The organism is Microbacterium sp. LWH7-1.2, from assembly GCF_038397755.1.
Taxonomy (GTDB): domain Bacteria; phylum Actinomycetota; class Actinomycetes; order Actinomycetales; family Microbacteriaceae; genus Microbacterium.
Genome location: NZ_CP151637.1, coordinates 4426944 through 4446169, shown reverse-complemented (window position 1 = coordinate 4446169; position 19226 = coordinate 4426944). Strand labels below are relative to the sequence as shown.

16 protein-coding genes, 1 tRNA gene and 2 pseudogenes are annotated in these 19226 nt (G+C 69.4%); 11 read left to right on the top strand and 8 right to left on the bottom strand.

The genetic code is table 11. The features are described 5' to 3' along the window. Nucleotides 1-2095: pseudogene (locus MRBLWH7_RS20680) on the bottom strand (AAA family ATPase); the annotation flags it as partial. A gap of 211 nt (nt 2096-2306) precedes the next feature. On the opposite strand from MRBLWH7_RS20680, the gene MRBLWH7_RS20675 reads away from it, so the two are divergent. From MRBLWH7_RS20675 to MRBLWH7_RS20665, 3 genes are all read left to right on the top strand, one after another. Then, entirely contained in the window at nt 2307-2906 is a 600-nt protein-coding gene (locus MRBLWH7_RS20675; RefSeq protein ID WP_341997933.1) for a methylated-DNA--[protein]-cysteine S-methyltransferase, read from the top strand. Between the two features lie 252 nt (nt 2907-3158). After that, the gene (locus MRBLWH7_RS20670; RefSeq protein ID WP_341997931.1) at nt 3159-4016 is read left to right on the top strand and encodes a LuxR C-terminal-related transcriptional regulator; all 858 of its coding nucleotides are present in this window, start codon (nt 3159-3161) and stop codon (nt 4014-4016) included. 165 nt (nt 4017-4181) lie between these two features. Then, the gene (locus MRBLWH7_RS20665; RefSeq protein WP_342002166.1) at nt 4182-4535 is read left to right on the top strand and encodes an Lsr2 family protein; all 354 of its coding nucleotides are present in this window, start codon (nt 4182-4184) and stop codon (nt 4533-4535) included. A gap of 45 nt (nt 4536-4580) precedes the next feature. Here the strand turns inward: MRBLWH7_RS20665 and pntB are convergent, their stop codons facing one another. Both pntB and MRBLWH7_RS20655 read right to left on the bottom strand, forming a co-directional pair. Further along, on the bottom strand, nt 4581-5999 hold the full coding sequence (gene pntB / locus MRBLWH7_RS20660) for a Re/Si-specific NAD(P)(+) transhydrogenase subunit beta (RefSeq protein ID WP_341997928.1): 1419 nt from the start codon (nt 5997-5999) through the stop codon (nt 4581-4583). Then, nucleotides 5996-7546: a Re/Si-specific NAD(P)(+) transhydrogenase subunit alpha gene (locus MRBLWH7_RS20655; protein WP_341997926.1), complete on the bottom strand. Its 1551-nt coding sequence runs from the start codon at nt 7544-7546 to the stop codon at nt 5996-5998. The genes pntB and MRBLWH7_RS20655 overlap by 4 nt, the downstream gene beginning before the upstream one ends. Before the next feature lie 325 nt (nt 7547-7871). Here MRBLWH7_RS20655 and MRBLWH7_RS20650 point away from each other — a divergent pair, with 325 nt between their 5' ends. Then, a complete protein-coding gene (locus tag MRBLWH7_RS20650; protein WP_341997924.1) occupies nt 7872-8153 on the top strand; it encodes a Fe-S cluster assembly protein HesB in 282 nt (93 codons plus the stop codon). Nucleotides 8154-8223: 70 nt separating this feature from the next. Here MRBLWH7_RS20650 and MRBLWH7_RS20645 read toward each other — a convergent pair whose 3' ends face one another. The 3 genes from MRBLWH7_RS20645 to MRBLWH7_RS20635 all read right to left on the bottom strand — a co-directional run bounded on the left by MRBLWH7_RS20645 (nt 8224) and on the right by MRBLWH7_RS20635 (nt 11366). Beyond that, on the bottom strand, nt 8224-9267 hold the full coding sequence (locus MRBLWH7_RS20645) for a glutathione synthetase (RefSeq protein ID WP_341997922.1): 1044 nt from the start codon (nt 9265-9267) through the stop codon (nt 8224-8226). Between the two features lie 84 nt (nt 9268-9351). Continuing rightward, nucleotides 9352-10566, bottom strand: coding sequence for a tyrosine/phenylalanine carboxypeptidase domain-containing protein (locus MRBLWH7_RS20640; RefSeq protein ID WP_341997920.1), 1215 nt, complete (start codon nt 10564-10566; stop codon nt 9352-9354). Further along, the gene (locus MRBLWH7_RS20635) at nt 10563-11366 is read right to left on the bottom strand and encodes an N-formylglutamate amidohydrolase (RefSeq protein WP_341997918.1); all 804 of its coding nucleotides are present in this window, start codon (nt 11364-11366) and stop codon (nt 10563-10565) included. Before MRBLWH7_RS20635 ends, MRBLWH7_RS20640 begins: the two co-directional genes overlap by 4 nt. A 157-nt stretch (nt 11367-11523) precedes the next feature. On the opposite strand from MRBLWH7_RS20635, the gene MRBLWH7_RS20630 reads away from it, so the two are divergent. The 3 genes from MRBLWH7_RS20630 (at nt 11524) to arr (ending at nt 13196) form a co-directional block, all read left to right on the top strand. After that, a tRNA-Arg gene (locus MRBLWH7_RS20630) sits at nt 11524-11595 on the top strand. A gap of 220 nt (nt 11596-11815) precedes the next feature. After that, nucleotides 11816-12616 (top strand): alpha/beta hydrolase, encoded by an 801-nt coding sequence (locus MRBLWH7_RS20625; RefSeq protein WP_341997916.1) that lies wholly within the window; start codon nt 11816-11818, stop codon nt 12614-12616. Between the two features lie 169 nt (nt 12617-12785). Then, a complete protein-coding gene (arr, locus tag MRBLWH7_RS20620; protein WP_341997914.1) occupies nt 12786-13196 on the top strand; it encodes an NAD(+)--rifampin ADP-ribosyltransferase in 411 nt (136 codons plus the stop codon). A 163-nt stretch (nt 13197-13359) separates the two neighbouring features. Here arr and adhP read toward each other — a convergent pair whose 3' ends face one another. Next, the gene (gene adhP / locus MRBLWH7_RS20615; RefSeq protein WP_341997912.1) at nt 13360-14400 is read right to left on the bottom strand and encodes an alcohol dehydrogenase AdhP; all 1041 of its coding nucleotides are present in this window, start codon (nt 14398-14400) and stop codon (nt 13360-13362) included. A gap of 338 nt (nt 14401-14738) precedes the next feature. On the opposite strand from adhP, the pseudogene MRBLWH7_RS20610 reads away from it, so the two are divergent. After that, nucleotides 14739-15275, top strand: a pseudogene (locus tag MRBLWH7_RS20610) (wax ester/triacylglycerol synthase domain-containing protein); the annotation flags it as partial. Between the two features lie 180 nt (nt 15276-15455). After that, nucleotides 15456-15998, top strand: coding sequence for a WS/DGAT domain-containing protein (locus MRBLWH7_RS20605; RefSeq protein WP_342002164.1), 543 nt, complete (start codon nt 15456-15458; stop codon nt 15996-15998). A 36-nt stretch (nt 15999-16034) separates the two neighbouring features. On the opposite strand, the gene MRBLWH7_RS20600 is transcribed toward MRBLWH7_RS20605, so the two are convergent. Then, entirely contained in the window at nt 16035-16691 is a 657-nt protein-coding gene (locus tag MRBLWH7_RS20600) for a hypothetical protein (RefSeq protein WP_341997910.1), read from the bottom strand. Between the two features lie 136 nt (nt 16692-16827). Between MRBLWH7_RS20600 and MRBLWH7_RS20595 the strand changes: the two genes are divergently transcribed. Beyond that, nucleotides 16828-18558 carry a GAF domain-containing protein gene (locus MRBLWH7_RS20595; protein WP_341997908.1) on the top strand — a complete coding sequence of 577 codons (1731 nt, stop codon included), beginning with the start codon at nt 16828-16830 and terminating at the stop codon, nt 18556-18558. Next, entirely contained in the window at nt 18555-19202 is a 648-nt protein-coding gene (locus MRBLWH7_RS20590; protein WP_341997906.1) for a response regulator transcription factor, read from the top strand. Before MRBLWH7_RS20595 ends, MRBLWH7_RS20590 begins: the two co-directional genes overlap by 4 nt. Nucleotides 19203-19226 lie beyond the last annotated feature (24 nt).

Genomic DNA, 19226 nt, shown 5'->3' with positions numbered 1-19226 from the left:
GCACGTGGCGCACCGACAGCTCGAGCAGAAGGGGCTCGAGGCCCATCGCGGCGAGCTCGGAGCGCAGCGTCGCGCGCTCCTTGAGGTTGTCGAACACGTCGGAATCGGCGGCGAGGCCGGCGAGCGTGCGCACGAGCTGCTTCACCGGAAGCGTCGCGAGCCGGTCGGCGCCGGTGCGGCCGAGCACCGCGTCCACCTCGGCGAGTTCGGCGTCGACGCGCTGCCAGGCGACCTGCACGTCGCCGAGACCCAGGGGAACCTCGGGCGTGACGCCTGCGTCGACGTAGCGCTGCCACTCGGTGCGCTGCTGCTGGATGCGCACCAGCGCCTCGTACATATCGGGCACGTGCACGCCGGGGCGCAGATACTCGCGCGACAGGCGCCGGAGGCGCCGCCGGTTGGCGCCGTTCATCTCCGGCGCCTCGCGACGCGGCGCGTGCGCCTGGATGAGCTCGGCGAGGGGACGCTCGAAGACCGTGAGGCTGAACTTGTCGAGCGAGTCGCGGACGCCGCGCAGCAGGCGCAGATACACGCCGAGCTCTGCGACGGTCTGGAACGGCCGCATCCGCGTCTGCGCGATGAGCTCGTAGCCGCGCTCCAGCAGCGTCGGCACATCGCTGCGGTGGAGCTTGCCGGCGAGCGCATGGGCGCCGCGAGCCTCTTCCACCGTCGCGAACGTGACGCCGTACCAGGGCGAGTCGTCGGGGCCGAAGCGGAACTCGCCGAGGCGTGCGGCGGCGGAGAGCTTGGCGGCCGCGTCCTCTCGGGTCGTCGCGAGACTCGCGAGCGCTTCGGCGTCGAAGCGCGCCTCGGTCGCGGGGGCGACGCCCCGCTCCGCGAGTTCGGCGAGTTCGCGAAGGATGTCGAGCACCGACACCCCGAAATCGGGGTGCTTCGCGGTGACCGCGGAACGGTAGTCCCGGAGCACGCCCCGCAGCCGCACCAGCGCGTCGTCGATGTCGGAGACCTTGGGAGCCTCGGCCTTCTCATTGCGTCCGATCGCACGGATGAGGTCGCGCTGCAGGCGGTCGGGCGAGACGGCGAGGCCTGGGAGCCCGATCCCCGCGAGGCGATGCCGCACGCCGTCGAGCGTCGAGCGGCGCGCGCTCACCACCAGCACGCGCTTGCCGTCACGCACGAGCGCGCCGATCGCGTTGATGACGGTCTGCGTGCCGCCGGTGCCGGGCAGGGTGTGGATGACGAGGGATTGGCCGTCGGCGATGCGTGCGAGCACCCGCTCCTGCTCGGAGTCGGCGTCGAGCAGCAGCATGTCGGCGGCCGGCGCGCGGTCGTCGGGGCTCGTCGGCACCGGTCCGTCACGGCGGATCGTGAGCGACTCGCGGTCGGCGACGTGCCCGGCGAGCGCGTTGAGCACGGGGTGATCGAGATCCGACGCGTCCAGCGCCATGTCGCCGCCGACGTCGGCGAAGGTCGACACGAGCAGACGCGGCTTCACGGCATAGCTGTCGATGGACGCGGTCAGGGCGCGGATGTGATCGATCACCGGCTGCGGCTTGAAGACCCCGCCCTCGTACGCGAGAGCGGCGAGGCCGCCGGCGTCGATCATGATGCCGAAGTGCGTGCGCATCGCACGGATCAGCTCGGGGTTGACCACGAACGTGCCGTGCAGCTTGAGCTCGAAGTCGCCGTGGTGCCGCCGGATCGCGAGCGGCCGGAGCAGCACGGGCGCGCTCCATGTGATCCCCGCGACGCGCCAGGTCGCGAGACCGACGGCGAGACGCACGGTGTCCAGGCCGCGGGTCGTGCGCAGCTCCTGGTCCTTCGCGGTGATGCTCTGGGCGGCGAGGCGGGCGTTGCGCAGCGCCACCTCGTCGCGGAACAGGTTCGACAGCAGTGTCGAGCGCCCGGTGATGAACTGCGGCAGGCTTCCGGGGTGCGCCTTCGTGATCTCGATCGCGGCATCCTGGCCGTCCACGAAGTGCAGGAGAGTCGACCTGCCGCCCAGTGCGGCGGACTGCAGCCGGAGCCGGTCGCGTTCCGTCTCGGCGACGTGGACGACCGTGACGTCGGGTTCGGCGAGACCCAGATCGCCCGGGGTCACGTCGTACCCGCGCTCGGCGTCTGATGTGCCCAACACGGCGCTGCGTTCTGCTCGCCACACACGTGCCACCCTAAAGGCGACGTGTGCGCGGCTCTTGCAATGGACCTGAGTTTCGCGGTATTGGACGGCGCCGGCGACCCCGCTCGGAGTGCCCCTTCCTCCCCCGTCGCCATCAGGACGGCACTCTTCACAGACCCCGCCGGCGAACGGTCACGGCGCCCGCGGGTCGCGCCAGGATGGTCGCATGACCTCCGAGGATCCGCCCCGCTACCGCGTCCACCCGTCGCCCATCGGCGACATCCTCATCGTCACGACCGCCGACGGCATCGTGACCCTGCACCCCTTCGACGGCTCCCTGCACGCCGAGATCGAGCGCGTCGCACTGCAGCTGCGCGCCCTTCCGGTCCCAGACGACGACACGGATGCCGCCACCGCAGACTCCGCCACCGCCGAAGCCTTCGAGAGCGCGGTCGCGCAGCTCGACGAGTACTTCGACGGCGACCGGGAGGAGTTCGACCTGCCGCTGGACTGGCGACTCGTCCGCGGGTTCACGCGCGCCGCACTGGAGGCCGTGTGTGACATCCCCTACGGCGAGACCGCCAGCTACGGCGAGGTCGCGATCGCGGCCGGCATCCCCCGAGCTGCGCGCGCTGTCGGCACCGCGTGCGCGACGACGCCGTTCTCCGTGGTGGTCCCGGTTCACCGGGTCGTCCGCGCCGACGGCTCGCTCGGCGAGTACGGCGGGCGGCCCGAGGTGAAGCGGTTCCTCATCGACCTCGAACAGGGCCCTGCCGTCGTGCCGGCGCCATCGGCCGCCCGGGGCGACGCCGCGACGGCGGGCTGACGCGGGCCCCCCAGGCTGCGGGCGTGTAGGCCGCCCGCACGCCGCGAGGCCCGCGCGGCTCGCCCGCGGGCCTCGCAGTCCCGCCCGTGAGCAAGCGCGGACCGCCGGGGACGACACCCCCGAGTGGTAAGGTCGACGCTACGAAAGAGGCGGCGAGGACGCCGTCACGCCGGAAGCAGGTCAGCCGTGGGCGCGTCCCTCCCACATCGCGCACCGGCCCCCGATCGCATGGGCGCGGGGGTCCGTATCGTCATGGACGGCGGGGGCGGCGATCTCGGCGACGCACAGGCGCTCGACCACGCGGTGGCCGAGCTCGTGCGCCGTACCCGCTTCCCGGTCGCCTTCGGCGGACTCGCGCTCGGCGACGCGATCCACGTCACGTCCATCCACGGTGCCCGCACCCGCAATCTCGAGGGTCTCGTCGTGGAGGCCTCTCGCGGCCTCGGCGGGCGCGCGCTCGTCGAGAAGCGCCCGCGGCTCGCGCTCGACTACGGCTCCTCGCGCAGCATCACGCACGACTACGACCGCGCCGTGCTCGGCGAGGGCATCGCGACCCTCTTCGCCGTCCCCGTGATGGTGGGCGGCCGCGCTCGCGGCGTCATCTACTGCGGGTCATGGGCCGAATCGCCGGTCGGCGACGTCGTCGCCCGCCCCGCCTTCGCCGTCGCGGAAGAGCTCTCCAGCGAACTGCGCATCCGCGACGAGGTGCAGCGGCGGCTGACCCTCTCCCCCACGCGCATCGCCCCGGCGGCGATGCCCGCGACCACGCGGGAAGAGCTGCGCGAGACGTACGCCGAGCTGCGCAGCATCGCGGCGATCATCGACGACCCCGCCCTTCGCGCGCGGCTGGACCGCCTCGAGCGACGGCTGGCCGCGCTCTCACACGACGCGTCCGAGCCGCCGGTCGAACTCGACGTGCGGCTGTCCCCCCGCGAGATCGATGTGCTCGCGTGTGCGGCGCTGGGTTCGACCAACGCCGAGATCGCGGCGTCGCTCGACCTCAAGGAGGGCACGGTCAAGTCGTACCTGCAGGCGGCGATGGCGAAGCTGGACGCCTCGACCCGCCACGCCGCGGTCGTCACCGCACGTCGCGCCGGCATCCTCCCCTGACCCGCGGCGCGTCGGGCAGACCGCACTCGCCTCTTCGCGGCGGAATCGGGACGGTCGCGTCCGAATTCTCGCCCGATGCCCCCATTCGCTGTCGACCCCGAAGTTTGTCCACGGAAATGGAATTCAGCAATGACCGTGGCGACAATTCGGCGTATTGTTCCACTCATGGCCCGTAGAATCGTTCACCAGCTCGTCGATGACATCGACGGAACCCTTTTGGAAGCCGGGGACGGCGAGACCGTCCTGTTCTCGCTCGACGGCGTCGCCTACGAGATCGACCTCACCGACGAGAACGCCGCCGCCCTGCGCGGTGCTCTCGAGCGCTACACCGATGCGGCGCGCACCGTCTCGTCTGCCCGGGCGACGTCGAACGCCGCCTCGGCCGGGCGCAAGCGCCGCCGCAGCGGACAGCAGGACTACAGCGGCGTCCGCGAATGGGCGAAGCAGAACGGCTATCAGGTGTCCGAACGGGGCCGGGTTCCGGCATCCGTCATGGAAGCCTACGAAGCGGCGCACTGACGCGCGCCGCCTGGCGGCCTTTCCTCGACGACTCGCCGGGAGATTTCACGAGCGTGAGAGCTGGAAGAGAATCTCGTCGACCTTCTCTTTCGCGTCCCCGAAGAGCATCTGCGCGTTGTCGCGATAGAAGAGCGGATTCTGCACACCCGCATATCCGGACGCCATCGAGCGCTTGAAGACGATGACGTTGTCGGCTTCCCACACGCGCAGCACCGGCATGCCGGCGATCGGGCTTGTGGGATCCTCCGCAGCGGCGGGGTTGACGGTGTCGTTCGCCCCGATGACGAGGACGACGTCGACACCCGACAGATCGTCGTTGATCTCGTCCATCGAGAGGACGATGTCGTACGGCACCTTCGCCTCGGCGAGGAGCACGTTCATGTGGCCCGGCAGGCGGCCGGCGACGGGATGGATGCCGAACCGCACGTCGACGCCGCGCTCACGCAGCTTCTGCACGAGGTCGGCGACACCGTGCTGGGCCTGTGCGACGGCCATGCCGTAGCCGGGTGTGATGACGACGGTCGAGGCGCCGGCGAGCAGATCCGCGGCGGCCTCGGCGTCGATCTCGCGGTGCTCGCCGTGCTCCTCGTCGCCGTCTTTGCGGGGCGCTTCGATGCCGAAGCCGCCGGCGATCACCGACAGGAACGACCGGTTCATCGCCTTGCACATGATGTAGCTCAGGTAGGCACCCGACGAGCCCACGAGCGCGCCGGTGACGATGAGCAGGTCGTTGTTCAGCAGGAAGCCCGCCGCGGCGGCCGCCCAGCCCGAGTAGCTGTTGAGCATCGACACGACGACGGGCATGTCGCCGCCGCCGATCGAGGCGACCAGATGCCAGCCGAGGGCGAGCGCGAGGAGCGTGACGAGTACCAGCAGCCACAGTTCCGGCGTGATGACGTACCAGACCGTCAGGGCGAGGAACGCGATCAGCGCGCCGATGTTGAGGGCGTTCTTGCCCGGCAGCATGAGCGGCTTGGACGAGATCCGCGCCGACAGCTTGAGGAAGGCGACGATCGACCCGGTGAACGTCACGCCGCCGATGAAGACGCCGATGAAGACCTCGGCGTGATGGATGTCGGCGAGCGCGCCGGTGAGCCCGGTGTCGTAGAGGGCGCCGTTCCAACCGACGAGCACGGCGGCGAGACCGACGAAGGAGTGCAGCAGCGCGATGAGCTCGGGCATCCCGGTCATCTGGACGATCCGTGCGCGCCAGAGCCCGATGGCAGCGCCGACCAGCACGGCGGCGACGAGGAGAGTCAGCCCGAGCGCACCCGACGGCTGATCCCACGCGCCGGCGGCCACCAGGACGACCGTCGCGATGAGTGCGATCGCCATGCCGACGATGCCGAAGACGACCCCGCGGCGACTCGTCTCATGCTTGCTGAGCCCCGCGAGGCTGAGGATGAACAGGAGCGCCGCGACGATGTAGGCGGCGGCCGCGACCTGCCCGGCGACCGCGATCATCGCGTCTCACCCTTCTGGAACATCGCGAGCATTCGCCGCGTGACGGCGAAGCCGCCGAAGATGTTGATGGACGCGAGCAGCACCGCGACCGCGGCCAGGATCTGCACGGTGAGGTCGGGGATCGTGATCTGCACCATCGCGCCGACCACGATGATGCCCGAGATCGCGTTGGTCACGCTCATCAGCGGCGTGTGCAGCGCATGCGCCACGTGGCCGATGACGTAGAACCCGACGACGATCGCGAGCGTCAGCACCAGGAAGTGCTGCGGCAGCGGCGGCGGCGCGAACGCGCAGATGGCGAAAAGTGCTGCGATGCCGCCGGCGATGAGGCCGGTGCGGGCTGCGGTCGACATCGGCTTCTTCGGGGGCACCGGGGGCGCAGCATCCGTCGTCTTCGTCGCCGCCGGTGCCGCGGAGACCTGCACGGGCGGCGGGGGCCAGGTGACCGCCCCGTCCTGCACGACCGTGACGGTGCGCTGCACGACGTCGTCGAAGTCGAGCGTGAGTTCGCCGTCCTTGCCGGGGGTGAGCAGCTTGAGGAGGTTGACGAGATTGGTCGCGAACAGCTGCGACGCCTGCTGAGGAAGCCGGCCGGGCAGATCCGTGTACCCGAGGATCACCACGCCGTTGTCGGTGACGACCCTCTCCCCCGCGACCGAGCCCTCGACGTTGCCGCCCTGCCCGGCGGCCATGTCGACGATCACGCTGCCCGGGCGCATGGATGCCACGTCCGCCGCCGTGATCAGGCGCGGCGCCGCGCGACCCGGGATGAGCGCGGTGGTGATGATGATGTCGACGTCGGCTGCCTGCTCCGAGTAGATTTCGGCCGCACGCCTGTCGTACGCCTCGCTCGTCGCCTTGGCGTACCCGTCGGAGGAGATCTGCTTCGCCTCCTCGGGCACGACGACCTCGAGGTACTCGCCGCCGATCGACGCGACCTGGTCGGCGACCTCGGGCCGCGGGTCGGTCGCCCGCACGATCGCGCCGAGGCTCGATGCGGCACCGATCGCCGCCAGGCCGGCGACACCCGCACCGGCGACCAGCACCTTCGCCGGCGGCACCTTGCCGGCCGCCGTGACCTGGCCGGTGAAGAAGCGCCCGAACTCGTGCGCCGCCTCGACCACCGCGCGATAGCCCGCGATGTTGGCCATCGAGCTCAGCACGTCCATCGACTGCGCGCGCGAGATGCGCGGCACCGCGTCCAGCGCGAGCGCGGTGATCCCCCGCACAGCCAGCGACTCGACCAGATCCGGGCGCAGCGCAGGGCTGAACGTCGCGACGATCGTCGCACCGTCGGCGAGCCGGTCGATCTCGGCCGGCGTCGGCGCGTTGACCTTGAGCACGACGGGCGCAGCCCACGCCGTCGCACCGTCGACGAGAGTCGCGCCGGCCCGCGCGAAGGCAGCATCCGGGAACGACGAGCCGGCACCTGCGCCGGCTTCGACGACGACGTCGTAGCCGAGGGCGATGAGTTTCGGGACGGTGGTCGGTGTCGCGGCCACCCGGGTCTCTCCGGGCGCTTCGGCGACGATGCCAATGCGGGTCATGCGTTCCTCTGGGTCGGGTGTCGCAGCGTGGCGCTGCCGCGCTTCCGCGAGACCTTCTCGGTGCTCGCGACGACGCCTCCACCATGTCAGACCACCACGCAGATACACCGCGCATTGCGTCCCGACACGATGACAAGATTCACAGAATTTGCCCCCAGCACACCACAACCCGGGTTCTTTGGAACAGGGTTATCTTCTCGGTCGCGAGTGGGCACCGAACGTGGGAACTCCCTCCGAATGCGTGCTGTGCGGCGCGGAGGGGTTGCATCTGCCGGCCGATCTCGGAATCGTGGCCGATCCGGAACCGCAAACGGAAAGGAAAAGCATGCTCACGCTGACCCAGACCGCCGCCGAGGCCGTCAAAGAGATCGTCGCCCGAGTGCCGCTCGCCGAAGACGGAGGTGTGCGCATCCGAGACACGGGTGGCTCCTCCGGATTCGAGTTGAGTGTCGCGCCCGATCCCGGGCCGCACGACACCGTCGTGATCGAAAGCGGCGCCCGCGTCTTCCTCGACGAGACCGCTGCGATCGCGCTCGAGGACCGCGTCCTGGATGCCGAGCTCGAGAGCGACGGCTCCGTCCGCTTCGCCCTCGGAACCCAGGGCTGACCGCAGTGCTTCAGGCCCCGGCATCCGTCATCGGATGCCGGGGCCTTCGCCGTGCGCCTACCTCACACCGTCATGCGGTCGCGAGCTGTACGTTCGGAAACTCGCTGCCGTAGTGCTCGCGCATCCTCGTCTTGCGCTCGAGGTCGTCGATGACCGCCGAGGCGAAATCCACGTCGTACAGCGCAGCGCATGATCCGAGGCCACCCGGCGAGAACACGTTGACCTCCATCAGCTTGTCGCCGGCGATGTCGAGCCCGACCAGGAACATGCCGTCGGAGAGCAGCTTCGGCCGCACGGCGTCCACGAGGTGCAGCATCTCGTCGGTGACCTTCACCGCCTCGGCCTTCCCGCCCGCGGACATGTTGGACCTTACTTCCGCTGCGTCCGGGCGCCGGCGGAACGCGGCGTACGCCCCATCGACCTCCAGAGGGCGGCCATTCATGACGAACATCCGCACGTCGCCGTCTTTCGCGGCGGGAAGGTACTCCTGAGCCACCACGTATCCGTCGCGGGCGATCGCCTCGACGATCTGGGCGATGTTCTGCTCGCGCTTCAAGTCGACGAGGAAGACGCCCGAACCGCCCGAGCCCTGCAGGGGCTTGAGCACGGCACGCCCGCCGAGCTCGTCGATGAACTCGCGGACCCGGTCCTCGTCGCGTGTGATCAGCGTGCGCGGGCGCACCACCTCGGGGAAGTGCTGGAAGTACGCCTTCGACATCGCGTCCGCCAGGGAGCGCGGATCGTTGACGACGAGGACCCCTGTCTCGGCCACCATCCGACCGAAGGCCAACCCGGCCGTGCTCGCCCATGCACTCTCGGCAGCCTCGGCGGCGGGGTCGGCGCGGAGCATGAGCACGTCGAACTCGCCGAGCCCGGTGCGCTGGCGCGTCGCGGACTGCACGTCGTCGAGGAAGCGGTCGAGGGACCGGTAGCGCTTGCCGGCAGTCGCTGTCGCCGCGATGGCCGAGAGCGATCCGTCGGGTTCGTAGCCGAAATCCCGAAGGCCCATGAGGCACACCTCGTGCCCGTGTGCGGCCGCGCTCATCGCGAGGCGCGTCGTCGAGTAGATGGGCTGCTCGGTGGCGATGTCGTTGACGACGAAACCGATTCTCATCTGGGCTCCTCGAGGGTGTGCGGGTCCTGGGCCGGTGATGTCTGTGCGTGGTTCGCGGGCTGGGGCCGGATCGTCGAGCTGAGCCTACGCATTGACCAGCGAGACCAGGTCGTCGGCGCGGGCAGCATCATGAATCCGGTCGGCGGATTCGGACTCCAACAGGTAGCGCGGCGTGATGCGAGCCGGTGCGAGGAGTCCCCGCTCTGCGAGGTCCTGGACCAGCGGCAGGTCCTCGAGCGAGAACTTCCCGAGGAACAGGAGGTCGAGCGCGCCACCGCGCGCCACGTGCTCGAGGAGTGCGAGCAGGCCGCGAAGGTAGATGGCGTCCTTGGTGAAGCCGCCGGCGCGGTACACCCGCATGGCGACGCTGTAGGCGCTTCCCGCGGGCAGGCCGTGACCGGTGAGCAGACGGTGGGTCTCGACGAAGCTCGCGCCGCCCACCAGCGCGTGCACGGCCACCACCCGTGCCGCGAGCTGGCGCAGCCGGGAAGCGGTCAACCCGCCGCACGCGATCTCCGCGAGCACGGCGAGGCCCTCCTGCGTCTCGTCGTAGTGAGCAAGCCCGGCGCCGAGCATGCGGATCGGCTGCGCCAGTCCGTTCACCTGCGTCACCAGATGCGTGCCCACCTCGTGCTGCAGGAGGGCGTTCACCCGGGTGCCGGCGACCGCCGCGTTCTGCGAAATCAGGAGCGTGTTGCCCTCGACCAGCACACCTGAGACATCGTCGCGGATCTCGGCGTGAAGCTCAGCGTCCGGGTCGATCGAGCGGTAGTAGGCGATCTCGGCCTTGGCCGCCGCGAGGAACGACTCCGCTCCCACGGAGTCCCGCTCCAGCCTCCCGTGCGGGAGTCGGGTGAGCAGGTCGTCGGCGGTGTCCACGAGCGCCGGCAGCACCGGTCCGTACTGCGCGATCGACAACTGCAGGAACTCGGGGGTGTTCCGGGCGCGCAGCATCTCCACCCGCAGCGTCATCTCACGCTGCCGGTTGCGCAGCAGCGCCGCAAGGGTCGGGTCGGCGACCGCGTCGATTGGCAGAGCGGCCACCTCGGCATCGAGCACATCGGGGTCGACATCCAGGGGCCGGTATTCGAATACCGGGTCGTTCTCGGGGTCGGCGAGGAACTGCGCGCGGATGTCGTCGGCATTCACCGGTGTCATCTCGAGGAGGAATCGCACCGTGCCCGCCAGCGATGCCATCGCGTGGTCGGCCGCCAGGTCGGCGGCGGAGAACGCGCCCCTTTCGATGAGGTCGGTCTCCGGTCCCCCCGGGCCGCGTGCCTGCGCCGGGTCGGTGGTCATGGTGTCGCCACCTCGATGAGCGCCTCCTGGAGAGCGGGAATCGTCGCCGCCACGGCGCGGGCGAGCTCGTCGATCCGAACCTGATCCGCCTCACCCGTCCACTCGTCCATGAAGGTCTTCTTGAACTCCAGCGCGACCACGATGCCCAGGTCGGGGTAGCGGGCGTGAGTCCACGCCGCGAGCTGCTGCCCACGGAAGCGGACGTTCTCACGGACGTCGAGAGGACCCGCTGACGTCCCGGCGTGTGCGAGCGACTCGATGAAGACGTCCACGACGGGTCCGAATCGGTCCCGATCGAGGGACCCCGTGCCGACGTTCACTTCGGGATTCTCCGCCCACGGAGCCTCGGCGGCGTCCGCGCCGTCGCGGCGGTGGTTGTAGGAGTGGATGTCGAACATCACGAACGGTCCGCGCTCGGCGACCACGTCGAGCCGCCGGCCGAGTTCTTCATAGAACGTGTCGTACACCTCGAGAGATCCGGCGACGACGGCCGGATCGAGGGGTGGGTCACGGACCACCTCCAGTCCCCAGGCCTCCTCCGCGGAACGGTAGACAGCCTTCTCGCGCGCGCGGTTCAGGTCGACCTCGAAGCGCGACCGGTGCACCACGACGCGGGCGGGGACGAGTGCGCCGATCTCGTCGGTGTGCGGGTCCTCCTCGCGGAGCCGATCCTCGTCGGACAGGACCAGCTCGGTCGCGAGCTCCGCGCGGACGTCGTGGCCGTTGTGGATCGCCGTGGCGACGAACTGTCCGCTCCAGTCGCCGAGGAATTCGAACGGGGGGTGCTCCGTCGTGAACATCGGCCCATTGTTGTCGGGCGCGAGGCGGTCCCTCAAGGGGGTTGCATCACTGACGCTCGGGTGCTGGACCACGGGCGGCGGCCCGCGGCCCCCGCCCTGCCGAGCCCACGTCCGTGCCGCGGCGCCGCACGCTCACCGCATAGACTGGACGACGCCAGCCTCTGTAGCTCAATGGAAGAGCAGTTCCGTCCTAAGGAAACGGTTGGGGGTTCGAGTCCCTCCAGGGGTATTGCGGTTTCTCCGCTTCTGACCTCCGTTTTTCTGGGAAGGAGGAGGTGTCCTCTTCTCGCCTCTCGAGCGCAAGCCACTATTGGAACCCCAAGAGGGCCACCGCGTGGCGCTGACAGTTTGCGCCCTTCGCGCGCTCTCTTCCGAAAGTCGGGGGACCAGACCGTCGCAGTTCCTGTCAAGTGCCGCCCTCCTCGCCCGCCGGTTCATACGATGAGCCCATGGTGCTGAACGAGCACGACGTGCGGGCGAAGAAGCCGAGGCTCGCTGCCCACCCAGCGAGCGTTACCAGGCGGCGCGTCGCCGTCGGCGGACTCGCATTCCGCGTGCTCGCTTCTGCCTCGCCGGCTACCGCGGAACCAGCGATTGTGCTGGTGCACGGCATCGGAGTGTCACACCGCTACTTGTCACGGTTGCACGACGAGCTCGCCGGCCACCGCACCGTCGTCTCGGTGGATCTGCCCGGGTTCGGCGGTCTCCCCAAACCCGGCTACGACGTCGACGTGGCGACGATGGCTCGCGCGCTCGGAGAGCTGCTGGAGGCGCTGGCACTCGGCCCCGTCGTTCTCCTCGGCCATTCGATGGGGACGCAGTGGGTCATCGAGACCGCCCTGCAACGGCCCGAACTGCTGACCTCGGTGGTTGCGATGGGCCCTGTGGCTGACGACCGGCACCGGACGATCCTCCGGCAGACGCGCGCGCTCACGGTCGACACCCTCCTGGAGCCTCCCATGGTGAACGCCATCGTCCTCACCGACTACCTGCGCTGCGGCGTCCCCTGGTACCTGACCCAGCTCCGCCATATGCTCACCTACCGGCTGGAGGACCGCGTCGCTCTGCTCACGGTGCCCCTCCTCCTCATCCGAGGCGGCGACGACCCGATCGCCGGCGTGGACTTCTGTCGGCGTCTCCGCCACAGAGCTCCACGCGCCGAGCTGGTGCAGATCCCAGGGCATCATCACGTGGTGCAGCACTCCGCGCCGAAAGCGGTTGCCTCGGCGATCCTCTCGCTCACGCCGTGATTGCGAGCGCCTCGGCTGCCCTGGACGCCCCCACATTGCCTGCGAAGGTCGGTCGGTGGAACGCGGCGGTTGGTTCTCGTCGGCACTCCGAGTTCGGAACGAGCGCGCGAGCAGGGAGCGACGAGAGCGTCGCCTTGCCGCCGGAAGCAGCATCGCTCAAGCTGTTCCGATGAGCAACGCGTTGGACGATGGCCCCTTCTTTCACGGCACCAGAGCGGACTTGCAGATCGGCGATCTCCTCACAGCCGGCTTCCGGTCCAACTATCGCCCAGAAATCGTGATGAACCACGTCTACTTCACCGCGTTGCCCGACGGCGCCGGGCTGGCCGCTGAACTCGCACCCGGCAGCGGCGCCCCGCGCGTCTATATCGTCGAACCCACCGGCGCGTTCGAGAACGATCCGAACGTCACCGACAAGAAGTTCCCTGGTAACCCCACCCGGTCCTACCGCAGCAGCGCGCCCCTGAAGATCGTCGGCGAAACCGATGCATGGACCCGCCAGACGCCCGAAGCCCTACGAGCTTGGCGACAGCGACTGAAGGCCCTCGCCGCAGAGGAGCGAGGCGAGATCATCAACTAGCGGGGTTCGCCGACGGCCGCGATCAGCGCGAGCTCGCAGCACGGTCGGTGGGCACACCATCGTGCGCGAGTGGGGTCCCGTCGGCCGACCGCTGGACCTCGACGACCCGTTGCGACGCCGGAGGACTGTTCGCACAAACACCGTCAGGTGCCCGTCGGCTTGCTCAGCCGGCGGCCTGCACGATATCTGCCGTGTGATAGGTGAACACCAAGCGAGCGGGGACGGTGCCGGCGAGCACCTCGTCGATGGAGTCGTTGACCTGGTCGAGGTCGCGCGTCTGAGTGATGACTCGGGTACGCCCGGCCGCGTGAAGGTCGAAGACCTCGACGAGATCCTGGCGCGTTCCGACGATGGAGCCGATCACGCTGATGCCTTTGAGCACGGTGTCGAAGACGGGGAGCGTGATGGTGCCGTCTGCGGGCAGCGACACCAGCACGAGTCGGCCGCCGCGGTTGAGCGCCTCGAAAGACTGGCGGAACACAGCAGGAGCCACCGCCAGGACGACCGCCACATCCGCTCCCCCGAGGTCGCGGATCTGCTGGACGGGGTCGGTGGTCCCAGCATTGACGACGTGATCAGCGCCGAGTTCGGCGGCGAGTGCGAGCTTCTCCTCGGTCACGTCCACCGCGATGACCTTCGCGCCGACCAGCCGCGCGTACTGCACGGCGAGGTGCCCGAGGCCACCGACGCCGAAGACGGCGACGGTCTCCCCCGGAACGACTCTCGCATTCTTGATGGCCGCGTACGTCGTCACGCCCGCGCAAGTCAGAGGCGCAGCATCCAACGGGGTCACCCCGTCCGGTACGGCGACCGCGTACTTGGCGTCGGCGAGCATGTACTCCGCGTAACCGCCGTCGACCGCATAGCCGTTGTTGTACTGCTGCTCGCAGAGGTTCTCGCGGCCGTCGATGCAGTAGCGGCATTCTCCGCACGCGTGGCCGAGCCACGGCATCGCGACGCGCTGCCCGACCGTGCGGCTGGTCACGCCTTCGCCCACCTGCTCGACGATGCCGACGCCCTCATGACCGGGCACGAGGGGCAAGCCTGGCTTGACCGGCCAGTCGCCATGCATCGCGTGGATGTCGGTGTGGCACAGTCCGCAGGCCTCCAGCCGAACGAGCACCTGTCCGGGGCCGGGTCGCGGGATGGGGCGCTCTTCCACTTCGGCCGGTGCGCCGAAGGATCGGACGACTGCTGTTCGCATGGGTCTCTCTCCTCACAGGATGTTGTACGGTCCAACTCTCGCGCGCCGCTGAACGGGGCGGGGGGTCGAAGGTCCCACCGAGCGGTGACGGCACCTCGCGAAGCTCCCACCGAGCGGTCGCGCGGGACTTTGTACCCGCCGTCGTGCCCAACGGCGCGACACGATGGCCGCATGTCGCAGCCGCAGACCGATGCCGGCACGCCGCTTCCCACATTCCCCTGGTCGCTGCCGGGCGTCCGGTCGCAATGGACGGCTCAGAGTCCTCCCGCGCCGCGCTGAACGGCAGTCCGTGAGGACAGAGGATCGGTCGGATCGGGAAGGCCAGGCTGGATGCAGAGATGAATGGGACGACAAAAGCCGCGCCGAAGCTCCGGCCGGTGGACGAGGCGAATCTGGTCTTGGATCGACCCGGCCAGGTGAACGTCTTCCTCGCAGCCGGGCTGCTGTCGCCTGGCGGCTTCGTGGGACCGCGGGGTGATGTCGACCTGGTCGCGCTTCGATCTCACCTCGCGACCAAGATCTCACAGATTCCGGCACTGCGGCAGGTGCCCGTGGGCGCTCGAAGGCACCACTGGGTCTCACGGGAACCGGACCTTGACCACCACGTCCGCCTCGAACCGCCGCTGGCAGAGAGCGAGCTGGAACGGCGGTGCGGTCAGCTCATGGGCGAGCGCCTGCCGCGAGAACGTCCCCTCTGGGAGTTGCTCGTCGCTCGAGGAAGCGGACACGGCGGCGCCGCGTTCATCGTCCGCATCCACCATGCGATCGCCGACGGCATCGCGGCCGCCGAGATCCTCCATCGTCTCCTCGACTCGGATTCCACGAGGGAGCATGCGCTGTCGCCGGGCCACCAGCGCCCGGTGCCCGACGAGGCACACCCGAGGGCCCATTGGACCCACCCCGTGTCTGCGACGCGACGCATGATCGCAACGTTGCTGGCACGCGGAATTCCCGAGACCGTGCTGCTCGGCCCCCGGAGCCCGCATCACGGAGTGTCGTTCCTGGAAGTCGACCTTGCGCGGGTCGCGAGCCACGCGCGCACGAGGGGCGCGTCAGTGAACGACGCTCTGCTGGCGGCCGCCGCGAGCGCGTACCGCGCCGCACTGATCTCGGCCGGCGAGGAGGTGCCCCCTGAGCTGCCCGTGTCGGTGCCGGTCGCGCTGCCTCGCAGGAACGAGGCGAACGCCGTCGGAGTCATGCTCGTTCGACTGCCGCTTCGAGCGCCGGTCGACGACCGACTCGAGCGAATCGCGGCCCAGACCAGGATTGCGAAGGTCGCCGCGCGGGCCCAGGGGACCCTGGAGCTGATGCGGGGACCGATGGGAGCGCACCTCATGAATCGCCTGGCAAGACGGCAGCACCTCGTCGGCGGGTTCATCACCAACGTCCCTGGTCCCCGGGAACAACTGGCGCTGGCGGGCGCCCCGATGACGCACCTCTGGCCGGTCGCCGTGCTCGCAGCGAACGTACGCATGGGAGTGGCTGCGGTGTCGTACGCGGGACGCCTGTCGTGCGGCATCCAGGTCGACTCCGAATTCATCGATGGCGCCGCGGTCGCCGAAGCATTCGGCCGAGACCTCGCTCTCCTGTCGCGATAGCCGGCCAACCGTCTCCTCGTGCCTTCCGCCGCTCCGTCATGTCTCGGGAACGCGCCCGGATTCAGTGCGGCGTCGGCGGCTGAGCAACAGGCCGAATGTGATGCCTGTCACCGCTGCCATGACGATCGCCATGGCGGTTGCGGCGAGCAGACCGATCGCGATCGCCGTCGCAACCGACTGCCCCTCGTGCCACAACGGCGGAGCGATCACGAAGAAGAGACCGAGCCCGGCGAGCCACGCGACCGCGGTGCCGACGATCCACCACGCGGCTCCACTGAGGTGGTGCCGCAGTTCGGTCCACTGGGCACCGCCCACCGATCCGAGAATGATGACGACGAGAACGGCGAGCGCGGCAGACTGTAGAGGCACCGGCCACCTCGTCCACCAAGGTTCGAGAGCTGACGGCAGCAGCCCGCACACATATGCAACCGCGGCAGCCCCGCCGGTGAGCGAGACCCAGACTTTCGGACGCAGGTGCGGCAGATCCCGCCGCATCGCCAGGTACTGCGCTCCGCCGAGAATGACGCCCTCGATGAAGCCGGCGATGACGATCGCTACTCCCGCCGCGGACGACGAGTTCATCGATACACCGACGACGGCGGGGAACGCGAAACCCACCACCTCTCCGGTCGCGACGATGAGGATCCACGGCATCAGGCGCGTCCGCACCGCCGACTGCGTCTCCACGTTCATCACTTACCCCCGATTCGGCGGTTGTGCTCTCAGACCAGCACGCCGCCGGGGCGTACGGAGGGCCGAAAGTCCCGCCGACCTGGTGACACGGCAGACGAGGTCGTACTGTGGCCTCGGCACCAAGGGAAGGGCCCTCATGAGCGAGATGGAGCAGTTGTCTTTCCCGGATGGGCCGCGCCTCGACCTGGACGAGGCTCTCGCGACTCTTGTCGTTCAAGCCGAGCGAGTTCGCACGACCCAAGGGAGGTTGCGGGCGCTGCTCACCGCCACGCAAGCGGTCGTCGAGGAGATCGATCTGGCGACCGTGCTGCGCCGGATAGCCCAGGCCGCGACGACTCTGGTGGATGCTGAATACGGAGCACTGGGCGTCATCGCACCTGAGCGCGACGCGCTCGAGGAGTTCATCTACGTCGGACTCACGGAAGACGAAGCGTCGAAGATCGGGGACCTGCCCACCGGACACGGGCTGCTGGGTGCGCTCATCGCCGATCCTCGACCGATCCGGCTCGCCGACATGGCCGCAGACCCACGCGCCGCCGGATTTCCCGACCATCACCCCCGGATGGAGTCCTTTCTCGGCGTTCCTGTGCGCGTCCGCGGGGAGGTCTTCGGGAATCTCTACCTCACCAATCGACGCGGCGGACTCTTCACCGAAGAGGATGAGCGCCTCGTCGAGGCCCTTGCCACGACCGCGGGGTTCGCCGTCGAGAACGCCCGTCTGCTCGAACGAGCGCGCACGCGCGAACGCTGGATGAGCGCGGCCGCGGGGCTCTCCGCGGCCCTGCTGTCCTCTTCCACCACGACCGCGTTCGATCTGATCGCGAGTCGCATCTTCGAGCTGCCCGAGATCGACAAGGTCGTGGTTTTCCTCAAGGACGGAGCCCGCGCCGAGTTGCAGGTGGCCGCTGCCCGCGGCAGTGACGAGTCACAACTGCGCGGCGCCGTCGTCGACCCGCAGTCGACCTGTGCCGGCGAGCTCCTCGCCACAGGCAGAACGACCGCCCACGCGCGGGCGCTTTCCGCCTCGCCAGATCCCGCAAGGGCGATCGTCGACGACGTCGCGGGGCCGGTCGTGGCTGCTCCCCTTCGTACGGGTGGGCGCCTCTGGGGCGTGCTCTGCATCTCCCGCGCCCCGGACCGACCGCGGTTCACGACGGCGGAGATCGACAGCATCTCCGACTTCGCCTCGCGCGCCACGATCGCATTGGAGCTCGCACATGCCCGAGAAGAGGCGCAGCGTTCAATGCTCGCCGACGATCGGCGCCGAATCGCCCGGGACCTGCACGACCACGTGATCCAGCAGCTCTTCGGCACGGGACTGACGCTGCAGGCCGTCGCCGGCGGGCTGCCTCCCGGTCGTGACGCCGACAGGCTGAGCGAATCGATCGATCAGCTCGACGACGCGATCTCGCAGATCCGGACGGTGGTGTTCGCGCTCTCGCATCGCGATGAGAGTTCGCTGCGGCACCGCGTGATCGATGTGGTGGCAGATCAGTCGGCGGCACGCCGCCGGCCGCCCGCGATCAGATTCACCGGTCCGGTGGACCACGGAATAACAGGGCCGCTGAGCGATGACGTGGTGGCGGTCGTGCGCGAGCTCCTCAGCAACGCCGTGCGACACTCCGTGGCGGACCACATCTCGGTGGAGGTCGCCCTGGTGGAGGACTCCGTCCTCGTTCTCGTAGAAAACGACGGCGTGGGGATGGCCGAGGCCGGGCGGCGCAGCGGCCTTCAGAACCTCGCCGAGCGGGCTGCGGCCAGGGGTGGGGAATTCACCGTGGACTCAGTCTCCGGGGCGACATCCGCCCGATGGACGGTTCCGGTTCCGGCACCCGACGCGGTCTCGCACACGGGAGAGGCGCAATGACGACGGTGTTCCTCGTCGACGACCATGAGATCGTGCGACGAGGGCTTGCCGACCTCGTGCGATCCCAATCGGATCTGGAGATCGTGGGGGAAGCGGGCACCGTGCGACAGGCCGTCGGCCGCATCCAAGCGACCATGCCGGACGTCGCCGTGCTCGACATGCGGCTACCCGACGGCGACGGGATCGATCTCTGTCGTGACATCCGCTCGCGCATGCCCACCGTCGCCTGTCTCATCTTGACGGCGTACGACGATGACTCGGCGGTGAGGGCGTCCGTGCTCGCCGGCGCCGCGGGCTACATCCTGAAAGACGTCGGCGGACGACGCCTCGTCGAAGCGATCCGGTCCGTCGCCCGAGGGCGATCACTGATGAACGACGCCGTCGTGCGACGCGCGACGGAGCAGCTTCGGCGGCGGGCCGGCGAGGACGCCGACCCGCGGCTGGGTTCGCTCGGACTACGCGAACGACAGATCCTTCGCCTGATCGCCGACGGGCTCACCAATCGTCAGATCGGCGATGAACTCGGCATCGCGGAGAAGACGGTCAAGAACTACGTCTCGTCCCTGCTGAGCAAGCTTGGCTTGGAGCGCCGCACGCAGGCCGCGGTATTCGAGCTCGAGCACCGCAACGACCGGCCGAGCTGACCCTGGCCCTGACCCCGGGGCGTG